Origin of the sequence: Gehongia tenuis (assembly GCF_014384795.1) — a bacterium.
GTDB lineage: Bacteria > Bacillota > Clostridia > Christensenellales > NSJ-53 > Gehongia > Gehongia tenuis.
In genome coordinates this window covers 1,020,775-1,040,794 of the sequence record NZ_JACRSR010000001.1, presented here as the reverse complement: position 1 = coordinate 1,040,794, position 20,020 = coordinate 1,020,775, and the positions used below count along the sequence as shown (strand labels likewise).

General features: G+C 53.2%; 19 protein-coding genes and 1 tRNA gene. 16 read left to right on the top strand and 4 right to left on the bottom strand.

The features are described from left to right. Positions 1-221 precede the first annotated feature (221 nt). From argF to H8696_RS11385, 7 genes are all read left to right on the top strand, one after another. Positions 222-1,211: an ornithine carbamoyltransferase gene (argF, locus tag H8696_RS05220; protein WP_407926354.1), complete on the top strand. Its 990-nt coding sequence runs from the start codon at positions 222-224 to the stop codon at positions 1,209-1,211. A 15-nt stretch (positions 1,212-1,226) separates the two neighbouring features. Continuing rightward, positions 1,227-2,228, top strand: a complete 1,002-nt coding sequence (gene arcC, locus H8696_RS05215) for a carbamate kinase (protein ID WP_249315492.1) — start codon at positions 1,227-1,229, stop codon at positions 2,226-2,228. Next, positions 2,209-3,303 carry a putative NPN-dependent ornithine cyclodeaminase gene (locus H8696_RS05210; RefSeq protein WP_249315490.1) on the top strand — a complete coding sequence of 365 codons (1,095 nt, stop codon included), beginning with the start codon at positions 2,209-2,211 and terminating at the stop codon, positions 3,301-3,303. Before arcC ends, H8696_RS05210 begins: the two co-directional genes overlap by 20 nt. A gap of 62 nt (positions 3,304-3,365) precedes the next feature. After that, positions 3,366-4,541 (top strand): CD0519/CD1768 family membrane protein, encoded by a 1,176-nt coding sequence (locus H8696_RS05205; RefSeq protein WP_330605343.1) that lies wholly within the window; start codon positions 3,366-3,368, stop codon positions 4,539-4,541. Between the two features lie 394 nt (positions 4,542-4,935). After that, a complete protein-coding gene (locus tag H8696_RS05200; RefSeq protein WP_330605373.1) occupies positions 4,936-5,583 on the top strand; it encodes an ABC transporter ATP-binding protein in 648 nt (215 codons plus the stop codon). After that, entirely contained in the window at positions 5,580-6,077 is a 498-nt protein-coding gene (locus tag H8696_RS05195) for an ATP-binding cassette domain-containing protein (protein ID WP_249315486.1), read from the top strand. The genes H8696_RS05200 and H8696_RS05195 overlap by 4 nt, the downstream gene beginning before the upstream one ends. After that, a complete protein-coding gene (locus H8696_RS11385) occupies positions 6,007-6,174 on the top strand; it encodes a hypothetical protein (protein WP_407926369.1) in 168 nt (55 codons plus the stop codon). The genes H8696_RS05195 and H8696_RS11385 overlap by 71 nt, the downstream gene beginning before the upstream one ends. Positions 6,175-6,229: 55 nt before the next feature. Here the strand turns inward: H8696_RS11385 and H8696_RS05190 are convergent. Then, a tRNA-Leu gene (locus H8696_RS05190) sits at positions 6,230-6,316 on the bottom strand. A gap of 164 nt (positions 6,317-6,480) precedes the next feature. Between H8696_RS05190 and H8696_RS05185 the strand changes: the two genes are divergently transcribed. The 9 genes from H8696_RS05185 (at position 6,481) to H8696_RS05145 (ending at position 16,357) form a co-directional block, all read left to right on the top strand. Continuing rightward, positions 6,481-7,098: a sigma-70 family RNA polymerase sigma factor gene (locus tag H8696_RS05185; protein ID WP_249315482.1), complete on the top strand. Its 618-nt coding sequence runs from the start codon at positions 6,481-6,483 to the stop codon at positions 7,096-7,098. Beyond that, a complete protein-coding gene (locus H8696_RS05180; protein ID WP_249315476.1) occupies positions 7,079-8,350 on the top strand; it encodes a DUF4349 domain-containing protein in 1,272 nt (423 codons plus the stop codon). The genes H8696_RS05185 and H8696_RS05180 overlap by 20 nt, the downstream gene beginning before the upstream one ends. 130 nt (positions 8,351-8,480) lie before the next feature. Next, complete coding sequence (locus H8696_RS05175) at positions 8,481-9,224, top strand: AzlC family ABC transporter permease (RefSeq protein ID WP_249315472.1); 744 nt, start codon at positions 8,481-8,483, stop codon at positions 9,222-9,224. Next, positions 9,221-9,544 carry an AzlD domain-containing protein gene (locus H8696_RS05170; RefSeq protein ID WP_249315470.1) on the top strand — a complete coding sequence of 108 codons (324 nt, stop codon included), beginning with the start codon at positions 9,221-9,223 and terminating at the stop codon, positions 9,542-9,544. The genes H8696_RS05175 and H8696_RS05170 overlap by 4 nt, the downstream gene beginning before the upstream one ends. Positions 9,545-9,581: 37 nt before the next feature. Continuing rightward, the gene (locus H8696_RS05165) at positions 9,582-10,934 is read left to right on the top strand and encodes a sodium-dependent transporter (protein ID WP_249315468.1); all 1,353 of its coding nucleotides are present in this window, start codon (positions 9,582-9,584) and stop codon (positions 10,932-10,934) included. Between the two features lie 101 nt (positions 10,935-11,035). After that, complete coding sequence (polA, locus tag H8696_RS05160; protein WP_249315465.1) at positions 11,036-13,594, top strand: DNA polymerase I; 2,559 nt, start codon at positions 11,036-11,038, stop codon at positions 13,592-13,594. 9 nt (positions 13,595-13,603) lie between these two features. After that, positions 13,604-14,209 carry a dephospho-CoA kinase gene (gene coaE / locus H8696_RS05155; protein ID WP_249315462.1) on the top strand — a complete coding sequence of 202 codons (606 nt, stop codon included), beginning with the start codon at positions 13,604-13,606 and terminating at the stop codon, positions 14,207-14,209. A gap of 8 nt (positions 14,210-14,217) precedes the next feature. Next, positions 14,218-14,793 (top strand): lytic transglycosylase domain-containing protein, encoded by a 576-nt coding sequence (locus tag H8696_RS05150; RefSeq protein WP_249315459.1) that lies wholly within the window; start codon positions 14,218-14,220, stop codon positions 14,791-14,793. Continuing rightward, a complete protein-coding gene (locus H8696_RS05145) occupies positions 14,780-16,357 on the top strand; it encodes an ABC transporter substrate-binding protein (protein ID WP_249315456.1) in 1,578 nt (525 codons plus the stop codon). The genes H8696_RS05150 and H8696_RS05145 overlap by 14 nt, the downstream gene beginning before the upstream one ends. Before the next feature lie 30 nt (positions 16,358-16,387). On the opposite strand, the gene H8696_RS05140 is transcribed toward H8696_RS05145, so the two are convergent. From H8696_RS05140 to H8696_RS05130, 3 genes are all read right to left on the bottom strand, one after another. Next, positions 16,388-17,761, bottom strand: coding sequence for a citrate/2-methylcitrate synthase (locus H8696_RS05140; protein ID WP_249315454.1), 1,374 nt, complete (start codon positions 17,759-17,761; stop codon positions 16,388-16,390). 175 nt (positions 17,762-17,936) lie between these two features. Beyond that, positions 17,937-19,271, bottom strand: coding sequence for an NADP-specific glutamate dehydrogenase (gene gdhA / locus H8696_RS05135; protein WP_249315452.1), 1,335 nt, complete (start codon positions 19,269-19,271; stop codon positions 17,937-17,939). Between the two features lie 192 nt (positions 19,272-19,463). Further along, positions 19,464-19,901: a VOC family protein gene (locus H8696_RS05130; RefSeq protein WP_249315450.1), complete on the bottom strand. Its 438-nt coding sequence runs from the start codon at positions 19,899-19,901 to the stop codon at positions 19,464-19,466. Positions 19,902-20,020 lie beyond the last annotated feature (119 nt).

Genomic DNA, 20,020 nt, shown 5'->3' with positions numbered 1-20,020 from the left:
TTTTTCGGGGGCATGCCTAGATGGCAAGGGACATTTGACGGGCTTTTTTTTGTATTTAAACGCCTTTGGCAATGCCTGTTGTGCCATCTCTTCCGGCGGATATGGGGCCAATGGGTGCCAGAAAAAAGCGTTAAAATACCATGAAATCCGCGAAGGGTGTCCGTCGAAGGGCAAAAAGAATCATTACAATAAAGATAGATCAACGAAAAGGAGAAATGGTTATGGTGAATTTGCGCGGCAGAAGCTTTTTGAAATTGCTCGACTATTCGCCGGAGGAGATCCGGTATCTTTTGGACCTGGCCAGAAACTTCAAGGATATGAAGCGCTGCGGCGCGCCGCACCGTTACCTTGAGGGCAAAAATGCGGTGCTGCTCTTTGAAAAGACCTCCACCCGCACCCGGTGCGCTTTTGAGGTGGCCGGTATGGATCTTGGCATGGGGGTGACCTATCTGGATCCCGCCGGTTCCCAAATGGGCAAGAAGGAGAGCATTGAGGACACGGCCCGCGTGCTGGGCCGCATGTTTGACGGCATCGAATACCGCGGTTTCAGCCAAGGACTGGTGGAAACACTGGCCGAATACGCCGGGGTTCCCGTCTGGAATGGTCTCACCGATGAATTTCATCCCACCCAGATGCTGGCGGATCTTTTGACCCTGGAGGAAAAGTTTGGGCGGCTTAAGGGACTCAACTTCACCTACATGGGCGATGCCCGGAATAATATGGGCAATTCGCTCATGGTGGCCATGGCCAAAATGGGTGTGAACTTTACCGCCTGTGCGCCGAAGGAGTTATTCCCGAAGGAGGAGCTGGTGGATGCCTGCCGGGTGATCGCAAAGGAGAACGGCTCCACGGTGACGCTCACCGAGGACGTGAAGGAAGGCACTGCAGGGGCGGATGTGCTCTACACCGATATCTGGGTATCCATGGGCGAGCCGGAGAGCGTGTGGGAGTCCCGTATCAGGATGCTCACGCCCTATCAGGTGAACCGGGAAACCATGGCCAACGCCAAGGATACGGCGATCTTCATGCATTGCCTGCCCTCCTTCCATGATACCAAAACCACCATCGGCGCCGATATCGCGAGGAAGTTCGGCCTCACGGAGATGGAGGTCACGGACGAGATTTTTGAATCCAAGCGTTCCGTCGTCTTTGACGAGGCGGAAAACCGCATGCATACCATCAAAGCGGTTATGTATGCCACATTGTGCTGATAAGGAGTGGAACCGATGAGATCCAGGAAGATCGTGATTGCCCTTGGTGGCAACGCCCTGGGCGATACGCCCCAAAGCCAGCTTGCCGCAGTTCAAAAGGCGGCGGGCTGCATTGCGGATCTTGCCATAAAGGGGCATAGGATCGTCGTCGCCCACGGCAACGGTCCTCAGGTAGGCATGATCAACCTGGCGATGGATTACAGCGCCACAAACGGCCCCCATATTCCCATCATCCCCTTGGCGGAGTGCGGCGCCATGTCCCAGGGCTATATCGGGTATCATCTTCAGCAGGCCCTCTACGATGTGTTTCGGGAGCGCAGCTTCCGCCGTGAGATTGCCAGTGTCGTCACCCAGGTTCTGGTTCATGAGGACGATGCGGCCTTTGGCAAACCGGTCAAGCCCATTGGCAAATTTTATACCTGGGAAGAGGCCCTGAAGATCGCCAGCGAGAAGGGCTTTCAGTTCGTGGAGGATTCGGGCCGGGGTTTCCGCCGGGTGGTGGCCTCCCCGCGGCCTCAGAGGATTCTTGAGCTGAACGTTATCCGCAGGATGATGGAGGAGGATGTGGTGGTCATCGCCGCCGGCGGAGGCGGTATTCCCGTGGTGGAACGGGACGGCCGGCTCCAGGGTGTGGATGCGGTGGTGGATAAGGATCTGTCTTCGGCGAAGCTGGCAGAAGATCTGGAGGCCGATATGCTGATGATTCTCACAGCTGTGGACCGGGTATGCGTCAATTTCAACCGCCCGAATCAACGGCCCCTTGACCGCATCACGGTTCAGGAGGCCATAGGGCATATGCGGGACGGCCAGTTTGCGCCCGGAAGCATGCTGCCCAAGGTGGAAGCCTGCGTTGAATTTGTGAAGAACAACCCGAAGGGCGAAGCCGTTATCACTTCCCTGGACCAGGCGCCAAAGGCGATCCTGGGTGAAGCGGGAACCCGCATCGTGTCCGATCGATCCGAAGAAAGCAAAATAAAAAAGTTAAGGAGTGTTGACCATGTCATTTCAAATGCCTGAATATCATGAGCCTGATTTTAAGGAGGCCAAGTTTCAAAACGCCCCCGATGTGAAGGTGGCCGTAGCCGAGAAGGATGGCGTAAACCCCGATTATTATCACAGCACCTCCATGTATCCCGAGTATTTCAAGATCGACGGTAATTGGGTGCTGGCCGAGGAGAGCCGCATGGACAGCTCCGTGGTGATTCGGGAGGACGGCCGGCTGGATGTTGTGGAGATGCGAAACATAAAAAAGGGAGACCGGGTGATCTTGGGCCGCAGTGAGAACTGCGAGGAGGGTATCTATCTGCATACCACCGGTTTTGAGGAGGAAAGCAGCGCCACCGATAATTTCGTGTTCCGCTATGGCCGTTCCCGGGAGACGGCGTTCTCCAAGGACTATGACAATCTCTATGAACTGCTCAAATATGAGAAGGAGCACGGCAGCATTCTTTGGGTGATGGGGCCGGCTTTTGCTTTCGATTCCGATGCCCGCAATGCCATGCAGGCGCTGGTGGAGCATGGGTTCGTGGACGGACTAATGGCGGGAAACGCTTTGGCAACCCATGACCTTGAGGGCGGGCTGCTGAAGACTGCACTGGGTCAGGACATTTACACCCAGGAGCTGAAGCCCAATGGACATTACAACCATTTGGACGTAATCAATCTGGTTCGCCGCAGCGGCTCCATTCCAAGCTTCATTGAAGAGCACGGGATCAAGGACGGCATCATGTATGCTCTGGTGAAAAATGATGTTCCCTTCGTGCTGACCAGCTCCATCCGGGACGACGGCCCGCTGCCGGAAGTCATTGCCAACGCTTATGAAGGGCAGAACGCCATGCGCAACATGGTTCGAAAGGCCACTACGGTCATCTGCCTGGCAACCCAGCTTCATACCATTGCGACGGGCAACATGACGCCTTCGTTCCGCATTGTGGACGGCGTTGTCCGCCCGCTCTACATCTATACCATTGATATCTCCGAATTCGTGGTCAATAAGCTTCACGACCGTGGCAGCCTGAGCGCTATCAGCATGGTGACCAATGCTCAAGACTTCATTGTTCATGTAGCCAAAGGCGTGATTGACAACTATTGATGACCTTTCCCATTGGCCGCATCCCCCTGCGGCCAATTTTATTTTGAAAAAGGGTGGTTGCAGTGAAGAGAGAAGGGCCTCCGGTTAAAAAGGCGGTAAGCCTGGAAAGCTTTGTGTTTCTGATTGCACTTCTTGGATTTTTTACATGGCTTGGCATAGAAATGGGCGTGGTGAATCTTTTTAATACGCTCATGAATACAGCCTATCGGCTGCTCATGGATACGGTCTTTTATATCATGACCATTGCCGTGCTGGCGGGCGCTGTTTCCGGCCTTTTAGTGGAATTCGGTGTGGTGTCCCTGATCAATAAGCTCATGTCGCCCCTTATGCGGCCCATCTATGGGCTTCCCGGCGCCAGCATTTTGGGAGTGGTGGCAACCTACCTGTCGGACAATCCTGCTATCTTGACCCTGGCCGATGATAAAGGATTCCGGCGGTATTTCAAACAATACCAGCTGCCTGCCCTCACCAATATCGGCACGGCTTTTGGCATGGGCATGATCATTACCGCATTTATGATCGGCATCGTCTCGCCTACAGGGGAGAGCTTTATTGGACCCGCTCTCATCGGCAATCTCGGAGCAATCATCGGCAGTGTGGTCAGCGTGCGGCTCATGCTGCATTTTACCAAAAAGGAGTATCCCGACAGTCCCTGCGATGCGGACACCTCGGAGGATGCGGTGGATCTGATCAAATACCGGGTCGTGCGCCCGGGCAGCGTGGGCACCCGGTTTATCGGGGCCATGCTGGATGGGGGCAAGTCCGGTGTAGCCATGGGTATGGCCATCATTCCCGGCGTACTGGTGATCTGCTCCATCGTGCTGTTGTTGACCAATGGCCCCTCGGCCTCAGGCGAATACACGGGCGCGGCCTACGAGGGCGTTGCACTTTTGCCCTGGCTGGGTGAAAAGATTCAATTTATTCTCTCGCCTCTTTTTGGCTTTACCAGTTCCGAGGGGATTGCCGTTCCCATTACGGCGCTGGGCGCCGCAGGAGCTTCCATTGGCCTTGTCCCGCGCATGGTGGAGCAGGGCCTTGCGAATGGAAATGACATTGCTGTCTTTACCGCCATGTGCATGTGCTGGAGCGGTTATCTCAGCACCCATGTGGCAATGATGGATACTCTTGGCTGCAGCCGAATGACCGGTAAAGCCATTTTGTGCCATACCCTCGGCGGGCTCTGCAGCGGAATATGCGCTCATTGGATCTATGTTTTGGTGAGGCTCATATTGCCATAGAGTATTTTTCCAGGGCACGGAACTTTACCATGGGTCTTCCATAGATTGAGGAATTTATTAAATAGCTACATATAATGTTTTATAATTGTGCTATTTGGCACCCTACCGATCGCGTTTGGGCGTTATCGTGGTGTGCTTTGCGGCGGCCACGGTGATCGGTTTTTTTCAGCCGTTGGTGGTTAGAAATATCACGGATGAGGGAATGATCAGCAAAACATGCCCATTATTCTGCAATCGGTGGGGTTGCTTCTTGTTTTAGTGATGGTGGCGGGATTCATTGAGATCCTTCAGAGCAGGCTTTTTGCCGGTATTTACAGAAAATTCTATGGGTCCTTGTTTGCCCAGGCAAACTATTGCATATCAAAATGGAGTATTTTAATGATCGAAACAATTCATAAATTGTAAACAGTATTGGCGTGGATGTCAGCAATGTGGCCTCCATCACGGACAGCAGCAATGTGAGGCCATCAGTCATCTGTTCCGTGTGGTGAGCGGACTGGTGGGGCTATTGATCATCAGTTGGAAACTGACGCTGGTCGTGATCGCCATGGCACCCATTAAATATTATATGGTGCGGGCGTTGGCAAAGCGTAAAGAAAAGTACATCCGGGAAATGATCGAACTCAATCGAGATATTTCCGCATGGTTTAGCGACAATATCGAGGGGATCAAGGAGATCAAGCTTTGGAATCTCTATCGGATGCGGGAACGGACTTTTTGTGAAAAACAGGGTGTCGTTCTGGAAAACAACAAACGCAATGTGATGCTGGACGCCTGGAATATGTTTTATGAAGTGATGCTGGAATGGTCGGTTACGGCCATGCTTTATATTTTGGGCGGTATTTTGATTTGCAATGGCACGCTCACCATTGGCGGCGTTTTTGCTTTCATCTCCTATAGCAGCTATGTTACCGGACCCATTGCCTCCATCATGAACATTCGCTATGCTTTTTCCCGGATTATGCCTTCCGCTGAGAGGCTGTTTACCTTTTTGGATCTGTGGGAAGAGGGGAGCGGGGACAGCCTCCCTCTGAGGAAATGAACCTGGCCTTTGAGCATGTGGCTTTTCAGTATGAGAACAAGAGAGTTCTACAAGATGTGAGCTTCCGGGTTGAAGCAGGAGAAAAGGTTGCGATTATTGGCGCCAATGGCAGTGGCAAAACCACGATTCTCAATCTGCTGCTGCGTTTTTTACAGCCTGATGAAGGTAAAATTTCCATGGGTGGAACCAATATCGCACTTTTACGTCTAAATGACTATAGGAATCTTTTCTCTGTGGTCAGTCAGGACCCCTATTTATTTTATGATACGGTTTTAAATAATATCGATCTGAGCGGGAACGCCAACGAGTCGAAGATGAGTTGGGCTATGGCGCAAAGCGGCGCGTATGGGTTCATCGGCAGGCTGCCCAAAAAGCACGATAAGCCGGAATGGGGCCAAACTCTCCGGAGGAGAAAAGCAAAAACTGGCGGTAGCCAGAGCGATTGTGAAGGATGCACCCATTGTCATTTTGGACGAAGCCACATTGGGATATGAGGGAATGGATCGTATCTATCGGTTGCAGGATGGGAAACTATTTGAGATTTCCTGGGATGATGCGCGGGCCGAGACCGCCAGAGCCTACGGGAGATGAGCATGAAAAACGCACCCCACAACGTGAGGTGCGGCTTGTAACGGCGGAGCGCCGCTGGTGCCGGTGATCGGGGTCGAACCGATACGGTGTTGCCACCACGGGATTTTGAGTCCCGCACGTCTGCCAATTCCATCACACCGGCCTGTTAGGAGGTTATCCATATTATGCTACAATCCTGTTACGAGATGTTGCAGACAACATCGATAACGAAGGAAAGTTTAGCACAAAAGCAAAAAAAAATCAATACCTTTTTCTTCCGTTAAAGATTATAATGGGCACGAGAGAGCGAAGACGGGGGTATTCAGTATGACAGATCAGGAGACCTTCCTTCTAAGGAGGGCACAGCGGGGAAGCGGGGAGGCTTTTGAGGCCTTAATTGGATCGTATGAAAATGGCATTTATCGAACCTGCCTGAGAATGATGGGAGAAAATCAGGCGGCTTTGGATGCCTGCCAGGAAACATTTATTAAGCTGTATCGCTATGTGGGCACTTTCAAAGGCGATTCGGCTTTTTCCACATGGGTTTATCGGGTGACCAGCAATGTGTGCCTGGATGAGCTGCGCAAGCGTTCCCGCAAGAGCGCCGCCTCCTTGGATGAGATGGAGGAGAACGGCCATTTTGAAAGTGCGGCTGCCGTTCGGGATATTCCTGAGGAGGACTTGCTCCGCTCGGAGCAGCGGCGCGTCCTAATGAGTGCATTGAATCATCTAAATCCGGAACATAAAATTGCTATTGTTTTAAGGGATATTCAGGGCTTCAGTTACGATGAAATTGCTGAAATGCTGGATATCTCTTTGGGTACGCTCAAATCCCGCATTAGCCGTGCCCGCGCCCAGCTGAGGGATCAACTTTCGCCCCATATGGAACTCCTGGGCGGTTACGGCGTCAAAAGATGTAGGAGGGATGAACACAGTGAACTGTGAGGATTATAGGAGGCTATGCTATCTGCAGGATCAGCTAACGCCTGAGGAACGAAAGGCCCTCATGGAACATCTCGATACCTGTCCGTCCTGCCGCAAGCTCTACGATGAGATTGAAGGAATGCGCGAAGCCTATGGCGCACTGGAGGACGAACCGAACGAGACGGTTCATGAACTGCTGCATCAAGTGGCGGCGGCGAAGCCCAAAAGGCGCCGCCGGTCTGCCGGAAGATTTGTCGCCATCGCTGCAGCCCTGGTATTCTTAATTGTGGGCACGGCTGTCTTTGATGCGGCGGGTTTGCTTCATCCAGAGGATGAGAAGTACGCTCTATCGGAAGGGGGCTATGGCTATACGGGAGGTGCGGCACAATACGCTGATCGGAATGATTCCGGCACAGACAGTGCGGCGCCCATGGACCGGGCTCCGGCAGCGGGCGGCGAAAAGAGTGGTGAGTCCGAAAACGCCACGACCGAGGAGGCCTTGTCCGATGAAGCGCCGAAGCGCGATATGGAAAAAAGCGATGACTCGGATAGCGGCGCCGCAATCCATGGCGACAAGCTGATCAAGAACGCCGATCTCTATTTAGAAAGCAGCGCTTTCGAAGAGGACGTAGGCAAGCTGGAACAGAAGATTGGAGAGCTGGGCGGCTATGTGGAGCATACCTCCACCGATGGCATTGCTCTTGAAAAGGACCCTGAATATGGCGGCCGTTCCGCGTCTTACGTGCTGAGGGTGCCCAAGGACAGCTATGAAAGAATGATCGAGGAAGCTTCCAAGCTGGGTCAGCTTACCAGTAAAACGGAGGACGTGGTGGATGCCACCCAGGATTATCGGGACGTGGAACTTCGGCTGGAGGCCTTAAGAGCCCAGCATGAACAGGTGCTGAAGCTTTTGGATCAGGCGGAAACGCTGGAAGACGTGATGACCATCCAATCCGAGCTCAACGACCTGCAAAACGAGATCGACATGCTTACGGGAAATCTGAAATACTACGATCAGATGGTGGAATACAGCACCATTACGGTCAATATCAGAGAGGTTTCGGACAGCACAACGCCCGCCGCCATCGATCCAAATCTGGGCGAGCGCATCCAAAGGGTCTTTGTGGATTCCTGGAACAGCCTGGTGAAGTTTGCGGAAAACATGGTGCTCTTCCTGGTGATCATTGTGCCCTATCTGGCCGTTGTGATACCGGTTGGAATTATCATCTGGCTAATCGTGCGGGCCGTAAAGAAACGGCGGGAAAAAGTATAGCAGTTTCCCAAAAAAGAGCGGTGTTCCGCTCTTTTTTCTTTTATTTAGAAGAATTTTAGTTTTTAAGGTTGTATCCATGTTGTGAATATGGTAGATTTATAACGTTAATGAATGTTAAGGACGATGCGATTTGCGTAAAAGGATAAACGGCGCTCCTTCGCTCTTCTATGAAGGTGTGAAGGACGGCCTACCGATCTGTATGGGCTACGTCTCGGTGGCCTTTGCCTTTGGTATGCTGGCCGTGCAGAAGGGACTGCCCGTTTGGAGCCCCATCCTGATCTCCATTACCAATTTCACGGGCACGGGGCAATTTGCGGGCATCGATCTCATAGCGGCGGCGGCATCCTTTGCGGAGGTCGCCTTTACACTGCTCATCATCAATCTGCGCTATCTGCTCATGTCCCTGTCGCTGTCGCAAAAATTGGACAGCCGGATAGGTATAGGAAAACGCCTGGCCATTGCCTTTGGTGTTACCGATGAGATCTACGCGGTATCCATGCAGGAAAATCGGGTGCTGGATGCCAAATACATGGCGGGACTCATTCTATGCTCCTATATGGGATGGGTTGGCGGAACGGTGCTTGGAGGAATGGCCAGCACGCTCATGCCTCCGTCCATCCAAAGCGCGCTGGGCATCGCTCTTTATGCCATGTTTATCGCCATCATCGTGCCGCCCATGCGCACATCAAAACCCATCACCATCGTGGTGGTGATGGCGCTGGTGATGAGCTGCATGTTCCATTACATACCAGGGCTCAGTTCTCTTAGCAGCGGATGGGTGATCATCATCTGCGGTGTCACGGCTTCGGCGGTGGGCGCCTACTTCTTTCCAGTCTTCAACGGAGATGGGGAACAGGAGGAGGACAAGCCATGAATTACGGGCTTATAGCGATTTATATCGCCGTGATGGCAGGGGTCACTTATCTTCCGAGGATGATTCCCCTTGCGGTGTTTCGCAAGAAGATCAGGAATGTTTTCATTCAATCCTTTTTGATCTACATGCCTTACGGCGTTCTTGCAGCGATGGTTTTTCCAGCGGTATTCACTTCCACGGCCAATCTGGTATCCGCGCTTTGCGGGCTGGCGGTGGCGGTGATCCTCTCCTATCGAAGGCTGGGTCTTCTGCCGGTAGCGCTGTCCGCGACGGCGGCGGTTTTTATAGCTGAACGGCTCTTGCCGCTTCTGGGTTTATAAGCAGCAGGGCTGCAAAAAATAGAAAGAGGGATGGTTAATGGAAAACAGAAGCAACTTTTCCAGCCGCATCGGTTTTGTACTAGCGGCTGCAGGCTCTGCGGTGGGTCTGGGAAACATCTGGCGTTTTCCGTACCTGGCCGCGAAGTATGGCGGCGGTATCTTTTTGTTAGTGTATATTCTGCTGGTGGTATCCTTTGGCTTTGCAATCATGATGGCGGAGATTGCGATCGGTAGAAAGACCGGGCTGAGCGCCATCGGGGCTTACCGGAAGCTCAATCAGAAATACGCTTTTATCGGCATTATAACGTCCTTGGTTCCCATGATCATTCTGCCCTATTACAGTGTGATCGGCGGCTGGGTGACCAAATATTTCGTAACGTTCCTCGGAGGGAGCCACACGGCGGCGGCAGGGGATAATTTTTTTACCGGCTTCATCAGCTCACCCGTGGAGCCCATTGTCTGGTTTGCCATCTTTCTTGCATTGACCTTTGTCGTGGTTCTTTTGGGTGTGAAGCGGGGTATTGAAAAGGCCAATAAATTTTTGATGCCGGCGCTGGTGGTGCTTTCGGTGGTGGTCGCCGTCTATGCCGTCACCCTGCCCGGAGCGGGGGAGGGCGTGAAGTACTATCTGATGCCTGACTTCTCCAAATTTTCCATCAAAACGGTGCTGGGTGCCTTGGGACAGATGTTCTACTCCATGTCCTTGGCCATGGGCATTATGATCACCTACGGTTCCTACATGAAGAAGGAAGCGGATATTGAAAAATCGGTGAAGCAGATTGAATGGTTCGATACGGGCATCGCCCTTTTGGCGGGTCTTATGATCGTGCCTGCGGTGTTTGTTTTTACCGGCGGCAACGAAGCCTCCCTGAAAGCAGGACCGGGCCTCATGTTCCAGACGCTGCCCAAGGTTTTCGAGAGCATGGGCGCGCCCACCATTATCGGCTCCCTGTTCTTCCTGCTGGTGCTCTTTGCGGCGCTCACGTCGTCCATTTCCCTTATGGAGACGGTGGTTTCCATCTTCCAGGACAAATTCAAGTGGAAGCGGACTAAAGCCTGCATCATCGTTTTTTTGGGTGCATTTGTGGTCGGTCTTACTTCTTCGCTAGGATACGGGCCCTGGAGCGAATTTACCATCCTCGGTTTCTCGTTCCTCGACTTCTATGATTTCATCTCAAACTCGGTGATTATGCCCATCGTGGCGCTGATGACCTGCCTTTTTGTGGCCTATGTCATCGGAACCAAGACCATCATCGAGGAGGTCAAGCTGTCCTCCCAGTTTAAACGGGAGAAAATATTTACCGTGATGATCAAATATATCGCGCCGGTGTGCATCCTGGCTATTTTGATCACCTCGGTGCTGGGTGCGTTCAATATCTTCAGTATCTGATGGGCTGGGAATGTTTTCAAAAGGGCGGTGTACACCGCCCTTTTGTTTGATTTTTGGCCGTGTGTATGGTACCATTTAGGGAAGTATGCGGGGGTGTGCGTGTGGCAAAATTGGTAATTATCGATGGAAACAGCCTGATGTATCGGGCTTTTTATGCTTTACCCCTCTTGACAAACGATAGGGGCGAATATACCAACGCGGTGTATGGCTTCATGAACATGTATTTTCGCATTCTGGAGGATGCGAAACCCGAGTATCTTACGGTGGCCTTCGACGTCCATGGACCCACCTTCCGCCATGAGCAGTATGGTGAATACAAGGCGGGCAGGAAGCCCACGCCGGATGAGCTTCGTCCCCAGTTCGATATCCTGAAGAAGGTACTGGAAGGCATGGCGGTTCATTATGTCCAGCTGGAAGGGTTTGAGGCCGACGATTTTTTGGGTACGGTTTCTCGGATGGCCGAGGAGGCCGGCTGGGACACGGTGCTGGTAACGGGGGACAGGGATGCCCTGCAGCTGGCCTCCGGGAAGACCCGGATCTGGCTGACCCATAAGGGAATCAGCGAAATTGTGGACTACGGCCCGGCGGAGCTTATGGAACGCTACGGGCTTGCACCGGAACAGATCGTGGACCTTAAGGGGCTTATGGGCGACGCTTCCGACAACATTCCGGGTGTGCCCGGGGTGGGCGAGAAGACGGCGCTGAAACTGCTTTCCGAATTCGGCACCGTGGAAAAGGTGCTGGAGAACGTGGATAATGTGTCCGGTAAGAAGCTGCAGGAGAGACTGCGTGAGAACCGCGAACAGGCTCTTTTCAGCAAGGGCTTGGCCAAAATTGACCGGAATGTGCCCCTTAAGATGGAGCTTGAGACCTTCAGACTGAAGCCGTTGGAGGACACCAATGCTGCGGAGGTTTTTCAAAGATACGGTTTCCGCAAGCTGATGGAGCGCTTGAAACTGGTGAGCGGCAGCGCACCCCAGCCCAGGGAGATTGAGATAGAGGATATCCGTGACATTGCCGGTCTTAAGGCGGCTGTATCCGGCTATATTCCGGCTCAGATGGCTCTTTATGTGGAACCGGAGGGTATGAGCGTCTACGACGGGAGAAAGGAGTACCGCATCACCTTCGGCGGCGATCTCATTACGCCGGGCATTGCCTATTCCGAGGCGGTGCAGGTGTTGAAGCCCTGGCTGGAGGATTCCAAAGTGCACAAGATCGTGCTGGACGCCAAGACAGTGATGCATGAGCTGGACCGGGAGACCGTTCAGTTGTCGGGCACCATCTTTGATGTGCTCATTGCCGCCTATTTGATCAAGACGGACAGTGTGAAATACCCCTTGGAGCAGCTGAAGGAGCGCTATCTCTCCAGCGCATTCCCGAACAGCGCCTATACGCTGTGGGAGTTGGTGGAACCGCTGCAAAATAGAATGACTGCCGACAACGCCACCCTTCTCTATGAGGATGTGGAGATGCCGCTGGTGGGCGTTCTTTTCGGTATGGAAAAGCTGGGGTTCAGCGTGGATACGGAGCAGCTTTCCCGTATGGGCGAAAGCCTGTCCGCCCGTATCGAGACTTTGACGGCGATGATTTACGATCTGGCCGATGAAAAGTTCAACATCAATTCCACCCGCCAGCTGGGAACCATTCTCTTTGAGAAGCTGGAGCTGCCCGCGGGGAAAAAGACAAAGAGCGGCTATTCCACCGATATTGACGTCCTGGAACAGCTTCGGACCGCCCATCCCATCGTGCCGCTTCTCATTGAATACCGGCAGCTCACCAAGCTCAAGAGTACCTACATTGACGGTCTTTTGGCGGTGGTGGACGGCAGAGGCAGGGTGCATACGGTGTTCCACCAAACGGTGGTTGCCACTGGGCGCCTCTCCTCTTCCGAGCCTAATTTGCAGAATATCCCCGTGCGCACCGAACTTGGCCGGGAGGTCCGAAAAGTCTTTGTGGCGGAGGAGGGATCCCTGCTGGTGGACGCCGATTACTCCCAAATTGAACTTCGGGTGCTGGCTCACATGTCCGGGGACCCGCGATTCATTGAGGCTTTTCGAAGCGGGGAGGATATCCATGCCCACACCGCTTCCGAAGTGTTTGGGGTACCCATGGCCGAGGTGACGCCGCATATGCGCAGCAGCGCTAAAGCTGTCAACTTTGGAATCGTGTATGGTATCAGTGATTTTGGACTGTCTCAGAACCTGGGAATTTCCCGGAAGGAGGCGGGCCAATACATCGATCTGTATTTTGAACGTTATCCAAAGATTAAGGAATTCATGAACCGCCAGATCGAAGAGGGCAAGGAAAAAGGTTACGTGGAAACCTTGCTGGGACGAAGACGCTATTTCCCCCAGCTGAACGCACGACAGTACAACGTTCGCGCCTTTGCCGAGCGTGCGGCCATGAACGCCCCCGTTCAGGGGACTGCCGCCGATATCATCAAACTCGCCATGATCGCCGTGGATGAGGCGCTGAGGGCGGAGAAGCTTCAGGCGAACCTCATCCTGCAGGTCCATGATGAACTCATCGTGGAAACGCCTATGGATGAGGTGGAGCGGGTCAAGACGCTGGTTAAGGAACGGATGGAATCGGTGATGGAACTGGAGGTTCCGCTCATCGCTGATGTTGCCGCGGCGAAGAGCTGGTATGAATGCAAGTGAGGTAGCATTATGATCGTAGTTGGACTGGTGGGCGGCATCGCGGCGGGAAAATCCACGGTGATGCAGCAGCTCTCCAAACTTGGAGCAGCCGTAATCGATGGGGACCAGGTGACCCGCGTTTTGCAGCGCCCTGGGGAACTGGGATGGGCGGCCATTCGTCAAACCTTTGGTCCGGACTATTTTCTTGAAAACGGGGAACTGGACCGCGGGAAGCTCGCTCAGCTGGTGTTTAGCGACTCCAAGGCTCTTAAAAAGCTCAACGCCGTCATGTTTCCGCTCATCACCGAATTTCTGGAGCGGGAGCTCACCGAGGTGATGGCCCGGGGCACCGAGATGGCGGTGGTGGAAGGGGCTGCCCTCTATGAGAGCGGCCTACTCGACATGATGGACGAGGTGTGGCTGGTACGGGCGGACCCCGAGGTGCGGCGAAAGCGCCTGATGGCAAGAAACGGCTATTCGGATGCTGAGGCCCGGATGCGAATGGACGCGCAGATATCCGAGGCCATCCTTGAAAGGATTGCAACGCGGATTATCGACAGCTCCGATGCGTCGGAGAATTCCACCTGGGAACAGGTACAAAAATGCTATCGCGACGCGGTAGCAAAGGGTAAATAGGAGATGGCATGAAGAAAACAATCAAGATTCTGCTCATTATTTTGATCGTTCTGGCTCTCATTGTGGGCGGGCTTATTCTGGTTCGGAACAAGTATCTGCCTCTAGAATATCAAAGTGAGATTGAGGTCTGCAGCAAGGAATTCAATCTGGATCCCTATTATGTGACAGCGGTGATCCGCACTGAAAGCCGATTTAGGCCTGCCGTCGTATCCAGTGCCGGAGCGGTGGGACTGATGCAGATACAGCCGGAAACGGGCGAGTGGATCGCGGGCAAGCTGGATATGGATTTTTCAGCGGATAAGCTCACCGATCCCGCTGTCAACATCCGGCTTGGCTGCTGGTATCTTCGTTTCCTTTTGGATCGGTTTGATGATCCCATCGCCGCTCTTGCGGCCTACAACAGCGGGCAGGGCCGGGTGGATGACTGGCTCGCCAGTGACGAACACAGCAAGGACGGCATAACATTGGATGAAATTCCTTTTGAAGAGACAAGAAACTATGTTAAAAAGGTGGAGAGATTTGAAAAGCTCTATAAATGGCTGTACCCGGGCCTCGAGAAGACTGACGGCATTGTGCTTAAGTAGCGTCCTGATCCTGGCCGGCTGCTCGGCAAAACCCGCGATCAGCACGGAAACGTCCAGTGTACCGGCTGCCGCTTCGGCAACGCCCGCACCCACGCCGGTGGCGGGCGGGGAGCTGAAGATCAACATGCCCAAGATCACCGCGGGGGATGGGGGAATGCATCCTCTGATCACGCCCTACAGGGATATGATCGACGTGCTGGGCCTGGTGTATGAAAGCCCCCTACGCTACGATGACAACCACAAGCTTTCCGCGAACCTGGTGGAAAGCTGGGAAGTGGATGAGGCAGGCACCACGTGGACTTTTAAGCTCAGGGATAATATTGAGTGGCAGAAGGGCTACGGCCAGCTGACCAGCGACGACGTTCTCTACAGCTTCGATGTGGTAAAAAATAATGAGGAATCCTTCTACAGCGCCGCTGTATCAAGGTTTGCCTCCTATGAGAAGGTGGATGAACTGACCTTCAAGGTGACCACCAGCACACCCTATTACGGCGTGCTTCACGCCATGACACTGCCCATTGTGTGCCGGGCCTATTTCACCACCCACTCCAGCGGTGTGGAAGCGCCGGGGACTGGTCCTTATGCGTTTGAAAGCATGGATGGGAACGGCGTCAGCTTCACGGTGAACGAGAACTGGTGGAAGCGCGAGCCCTATATACCAAAGATCCGTGCGGTGATGATGGAGGATGACGCGGCGGCTTTTGCAGCCTATGATGCGGGCGAATTGGATGTGGTTGCCTCCTCGTCCTATACCGCCAACAAGTATAAAACCCGGGCCGATCAGGTGGTGGACTACGGAACCCAACAGTACGATTTTATGGCCATGAGCCTGTACCGGGAGATCTTTCAGGATGTGCGGGTACGGCAGGCGGTATGCTACGCCGTGGACATCAAGGAGATCATCACGAAGGCTTACATGAGTCAGGTGATTCAGGCGGACATTCCCCTTAATCCCAGTTCTTTTTACTACGATCATACGCTGGACGGCTATGACCGGGATCTGCCCAGGGCCCGTCAGCTTTTGGCGGAAGCGGGTTACAGCGACGCCAATGGCGATGGTATCCTGGAAAAGGGCGGGTCCAATCTCAGTTTCACCATATTGACGGATCTCTCCAAGACGGATACGGTTCATGATGATGCAGCCTTTCTCCTGGCCAAGCAGCTGGAGGAGGCGGGTTTTGAAGTGAAGGTCCTCACTTTGGACTGGGAGGCCTTCAATGAGCGGGTGACCGCCCGGAACTTTGATGCGCTGCTCACCAGCTTCTATGTGGATGAATACCCAGATCTGACCTTCTGTTTCTTTTCCAGCGGGGTATCCAATTTAAATGCCTTCCGCGTATCGGAAGTGGATGAGGCGCTGAACGCCCAGCACAAGTATCTCACGCCTGAGGCCTACCGAACGGGGATGAGCACCCTTCATGCCATGCTGGTGCGTCAGGCGCCCTATGTGAGCATTGGCTTTCGGACGAATACGATCGTGGCTAAAACCACGGTGCGGGGCATCAAGACCGGTTCAGAAAACCATCTTTATCAAAACATCGATCAATGGTATATAGCAGAATAAGAAAAAAACCGCCATAAGGCGGTTTTTTTGTTATCGTTCGGCGAGAACGCTGTAGGCGCGACAGTCTGAAACACTCATATAGGCGGGGCGGATAATTTTGCCGCCGTTGACCAGCTCCTCGATGCGGTGGGCACTCCAGCCGACTATACGGGAGATGGCAAAGATGGGAGTGTACAGTTCAAGAGGCAAATTCAGCATGCTGTATACGAATCCGCTGTAAAAATCGATATTGGCGCTGACGCCTTTGTAGATGCGCCGCTCTTCAGCGATAATTTCGGGTGCCAGACGCTCCACCAGCGTGTAGAGCGCGTATTCCTCCCCAAGACCTTTCTCTTCGGAAAGGCTTTTGACAAAATTCCTGAAGATGGTGGCTCGGGGATCGGAGAGAGAATACACGGCGTGGCCCATCCCGTAGATGAGACCCGCTCGGTCGAAGGCTTCCTTATGCAAAAGCTTTCTCAGATAATCCCGCACCGCTTTTTCATCGGTCCAATCCTTTAAATTCTGTTTCATGTCCTCGAACATCTGCACCACCTTGATGTTGGCGCCGCCGTGCTTGGGTCCCTTGAGGGAGCCCAGGGACGCCGCGACGGTGGAATAGGTGTCCGTGCCGGATGAAGAAACCACATGCGTGGTAAAGGTGGAATTGTTGCCGCCGCCATGCTCCGCGTGAAGGACCAAAGCTAGATCGAGAATATGGGCTTCAAGCTCGGTGTACTGGCTGTCCGGACGGAGAATATACAGGATGTTCTGCGCAGCACTCAGATCCGGCTGGGGACTGTGGATATACAGACTGTTGCCGTCGTGGTAATGGCTGTAGGCCTGATAACCGTACACCGCCAGCAGGGGGAACAACGCGATCAGCTGCAGGCACTGGCGCAGCACATTGGGCACGCTCACATCGTCGGCCCGGTTGTCATAGGCATAGAGGGTGAGCACACTGCGGGCCAGAGTGTTCATCATATCCCGGCTGGGCGCCTTCATGATGATGTCCCGTACAAAGCTGGTGGGCAGTGTGCGATAGTTGGCCAGAAGTTCCGAAAACCCCTGGAGTTCGCCACTACTGGGCAGATCGCCAAAGAGTAAAAGATAGGCAACCTCCTCAAATCCAAAACGCTTCTCCTTCATGAAACCGCCCACGATATCATAGATGTTGAAGCCGCGGTAACGGAGCACTCCCTCGCAGGGAACGGATTTGCCATCCACAATTTTGCTGGATTGGATGTCGGAGATTTCGGTAAGGCCGGTCAGAACGCCCTTGCCGTTCAAATCGCGCAGGCCGCGGTTGACCTTGTGACGGGTGTAAAGTTCGGCATCGATGGTGCCGTTTTTCCTGCAGAGTTCAGCAAACTCCAGGATTTCAGGTGTGATTGCAGAATAATCACGATTGGGATCGCTAAGCATAGACATGCCTCCTCCGATATGAAATTTGAATACATGATGTGCACCTATAAGAAGATGAGACGATAATGTATGTAATTAAATCATAACACAAATTGCCTCATTTGGCGAATGACCCCACGGCAAAACGTAAAAAAGAAGGCCGAACCGGCCTTCTTTTTAAGCGTTTGAAACGGTGTTAGACGATTCCCTGAGCCAGCATGGCGTCGGCAACCTTCTTGAAACCGGCGATATTGGCGCCGGTCACAAAGTTGTCCTCGGCGTTGAACTCGGCAGCAGCGGAGGAGATGTTCTTGTAGATATTGATCATGATGTTTTTAAGCTGTGCGTCCACCTCTTCGAAGCTCCAGGACATGCGCATGCTGTTTTGGCTGGATTCAAGAGCGGACACGGCCACACCGCCGGCATTGGCGGCCTTGCCGGGAGCAAACAGGATCTTGTTCTCCAAGAAGAGCTTGGTGGCTTCGAGAGTGGTGGGCATGTTGGCGCCTTCACCCACAGCATAGCAGCCATTCTTAATCAGTTCCTTGGCGCCCATCTCGTCCAGTTCATTCTGAGTGGCGCAGGGCAGCGCGATGTCGCAGGGGATGGTCCAAATCTCTCTGCAGCCTTCGTGATAGGCGGCGGAAGGCACACGCTCGGCATATTCCTTGATGCGCTTGCGCTCCACTTCCTTGATCTGTTTGACCACGTCCAGCTTGATGCCTTCGGGATCATACACATAGCCGTTGGAATCGCTCATGGCCAGCACCTTGGCGCCGTATGCCATAGCTTTTTCGGCGGCGTAGGTTGCCACATTGCCGGAACCGGAGATGACGACCTTGGCGCCCTCAAAGGATTTGCCCTTGGCGGCGATCATTTCGTTGACGAGATAGATGAGACCATAACCGGTGGCCTCGGTGCGGCCAAGGCTTCCGCCGAAAGTGAGCCCTTTGCCGGTTAAAACACCCTCGTAGCGGCCGGTGATACGCTTGTATTGGCCATAGAGGTAGCCGATTTCCCGGCCGCCCACACCGATGTCGCCCGCGGGAATATCAACTTCGGGACCGATGTGGCGGTACAGCTCGGTCATAAAACTTTGGCAAAAACGCATGACCTCGCCGTCACTCTTTCCCTTGGGATCAAAATCGCAGCCACCCTTACCGCCGCCGATGGGGGTGCCGGTCAGGGAATTCTTAAAGATCTGCTCAAAGCCCAGGAACTTGATGATGCCAAGATAGACGGAAGGATGGAAGCGGAGGCCGCCCTTGTACACGCCGATGGCGCTGCTGAACTGAACGCGGAAGCCGCGGTTCACCTGTACCTTGCCGGCATCATCCACCCAGGGAACACGGAACATGATCGCCCGTTCGGGCTCCACCAGCCGCTCCAGGATACCATTTTTTTCGTAAGCGGGATTGCTGTTGATCAAAGGTTCCAGCGACTCAAGAACCTCGTGGGTTGCCTGCAGAAACTCAGGCTCATGAGCATTCTTCTTTTGAAGATTTTCCAAGATTTCCGATACATAAGACATTTGCATTTTCCCCCTTTGTATTTTGCAGGTTCCGAGAACCAAAGTTGCAAAATCGACTTTTTTATCATAGCATCTCGCCCAGGGCTTGACAAGAATTTATTGTGCTAAAGCCCTCTATTTCGTTGAAAACGCCGAAAAAAGACTGAATAATTGCACAAAAAAGCTCCGCTGAAAGCGGAGCTTGCATAGAAACTAGGGTAGATTTTTTTCTCTTGAATATTGCATGCTGTTGGGCATCATCTGCATGAGTTCGATGCGATTTCCATCGGGATCATGGATCCAGGCCTGATAGTTGCCATCGTCACCCAGGTTAGGCTCTTTATCCAGAACCACGCCTTTGCTCTTAAGGGTGGCACAGGTTTCCTCAATATCATCGACGCTGAGGCACAGATGGTTGTACCCCACGGTGGTCCAGGGGTTGAGATCCGAAGCGGGACGTTCCTGCTGTCCATAGAACAGTTCAAGATATTGAGGAATGGCCGAAGGGACCCGCAGATAGACGATCCAAGGGCTGCCGTCCTTGTGGTTGATATCCACATGGCGGGTAAATCCGAGCTTATCGCAATAAAAATTTACGGATGCCTCCATGTCCTTGGCATTGTATGCCACATGTATAATTCCGGTTACCATTCAAACACCTCCATTTAATCCTTACTCCCATTATACGGGAGGCGGAGGCGGGACACAAGGGGTTGGATAAACGTTTTTCTTAAATTTCTGAAAAGGATTGGACGGCGTATCTCCTTTAT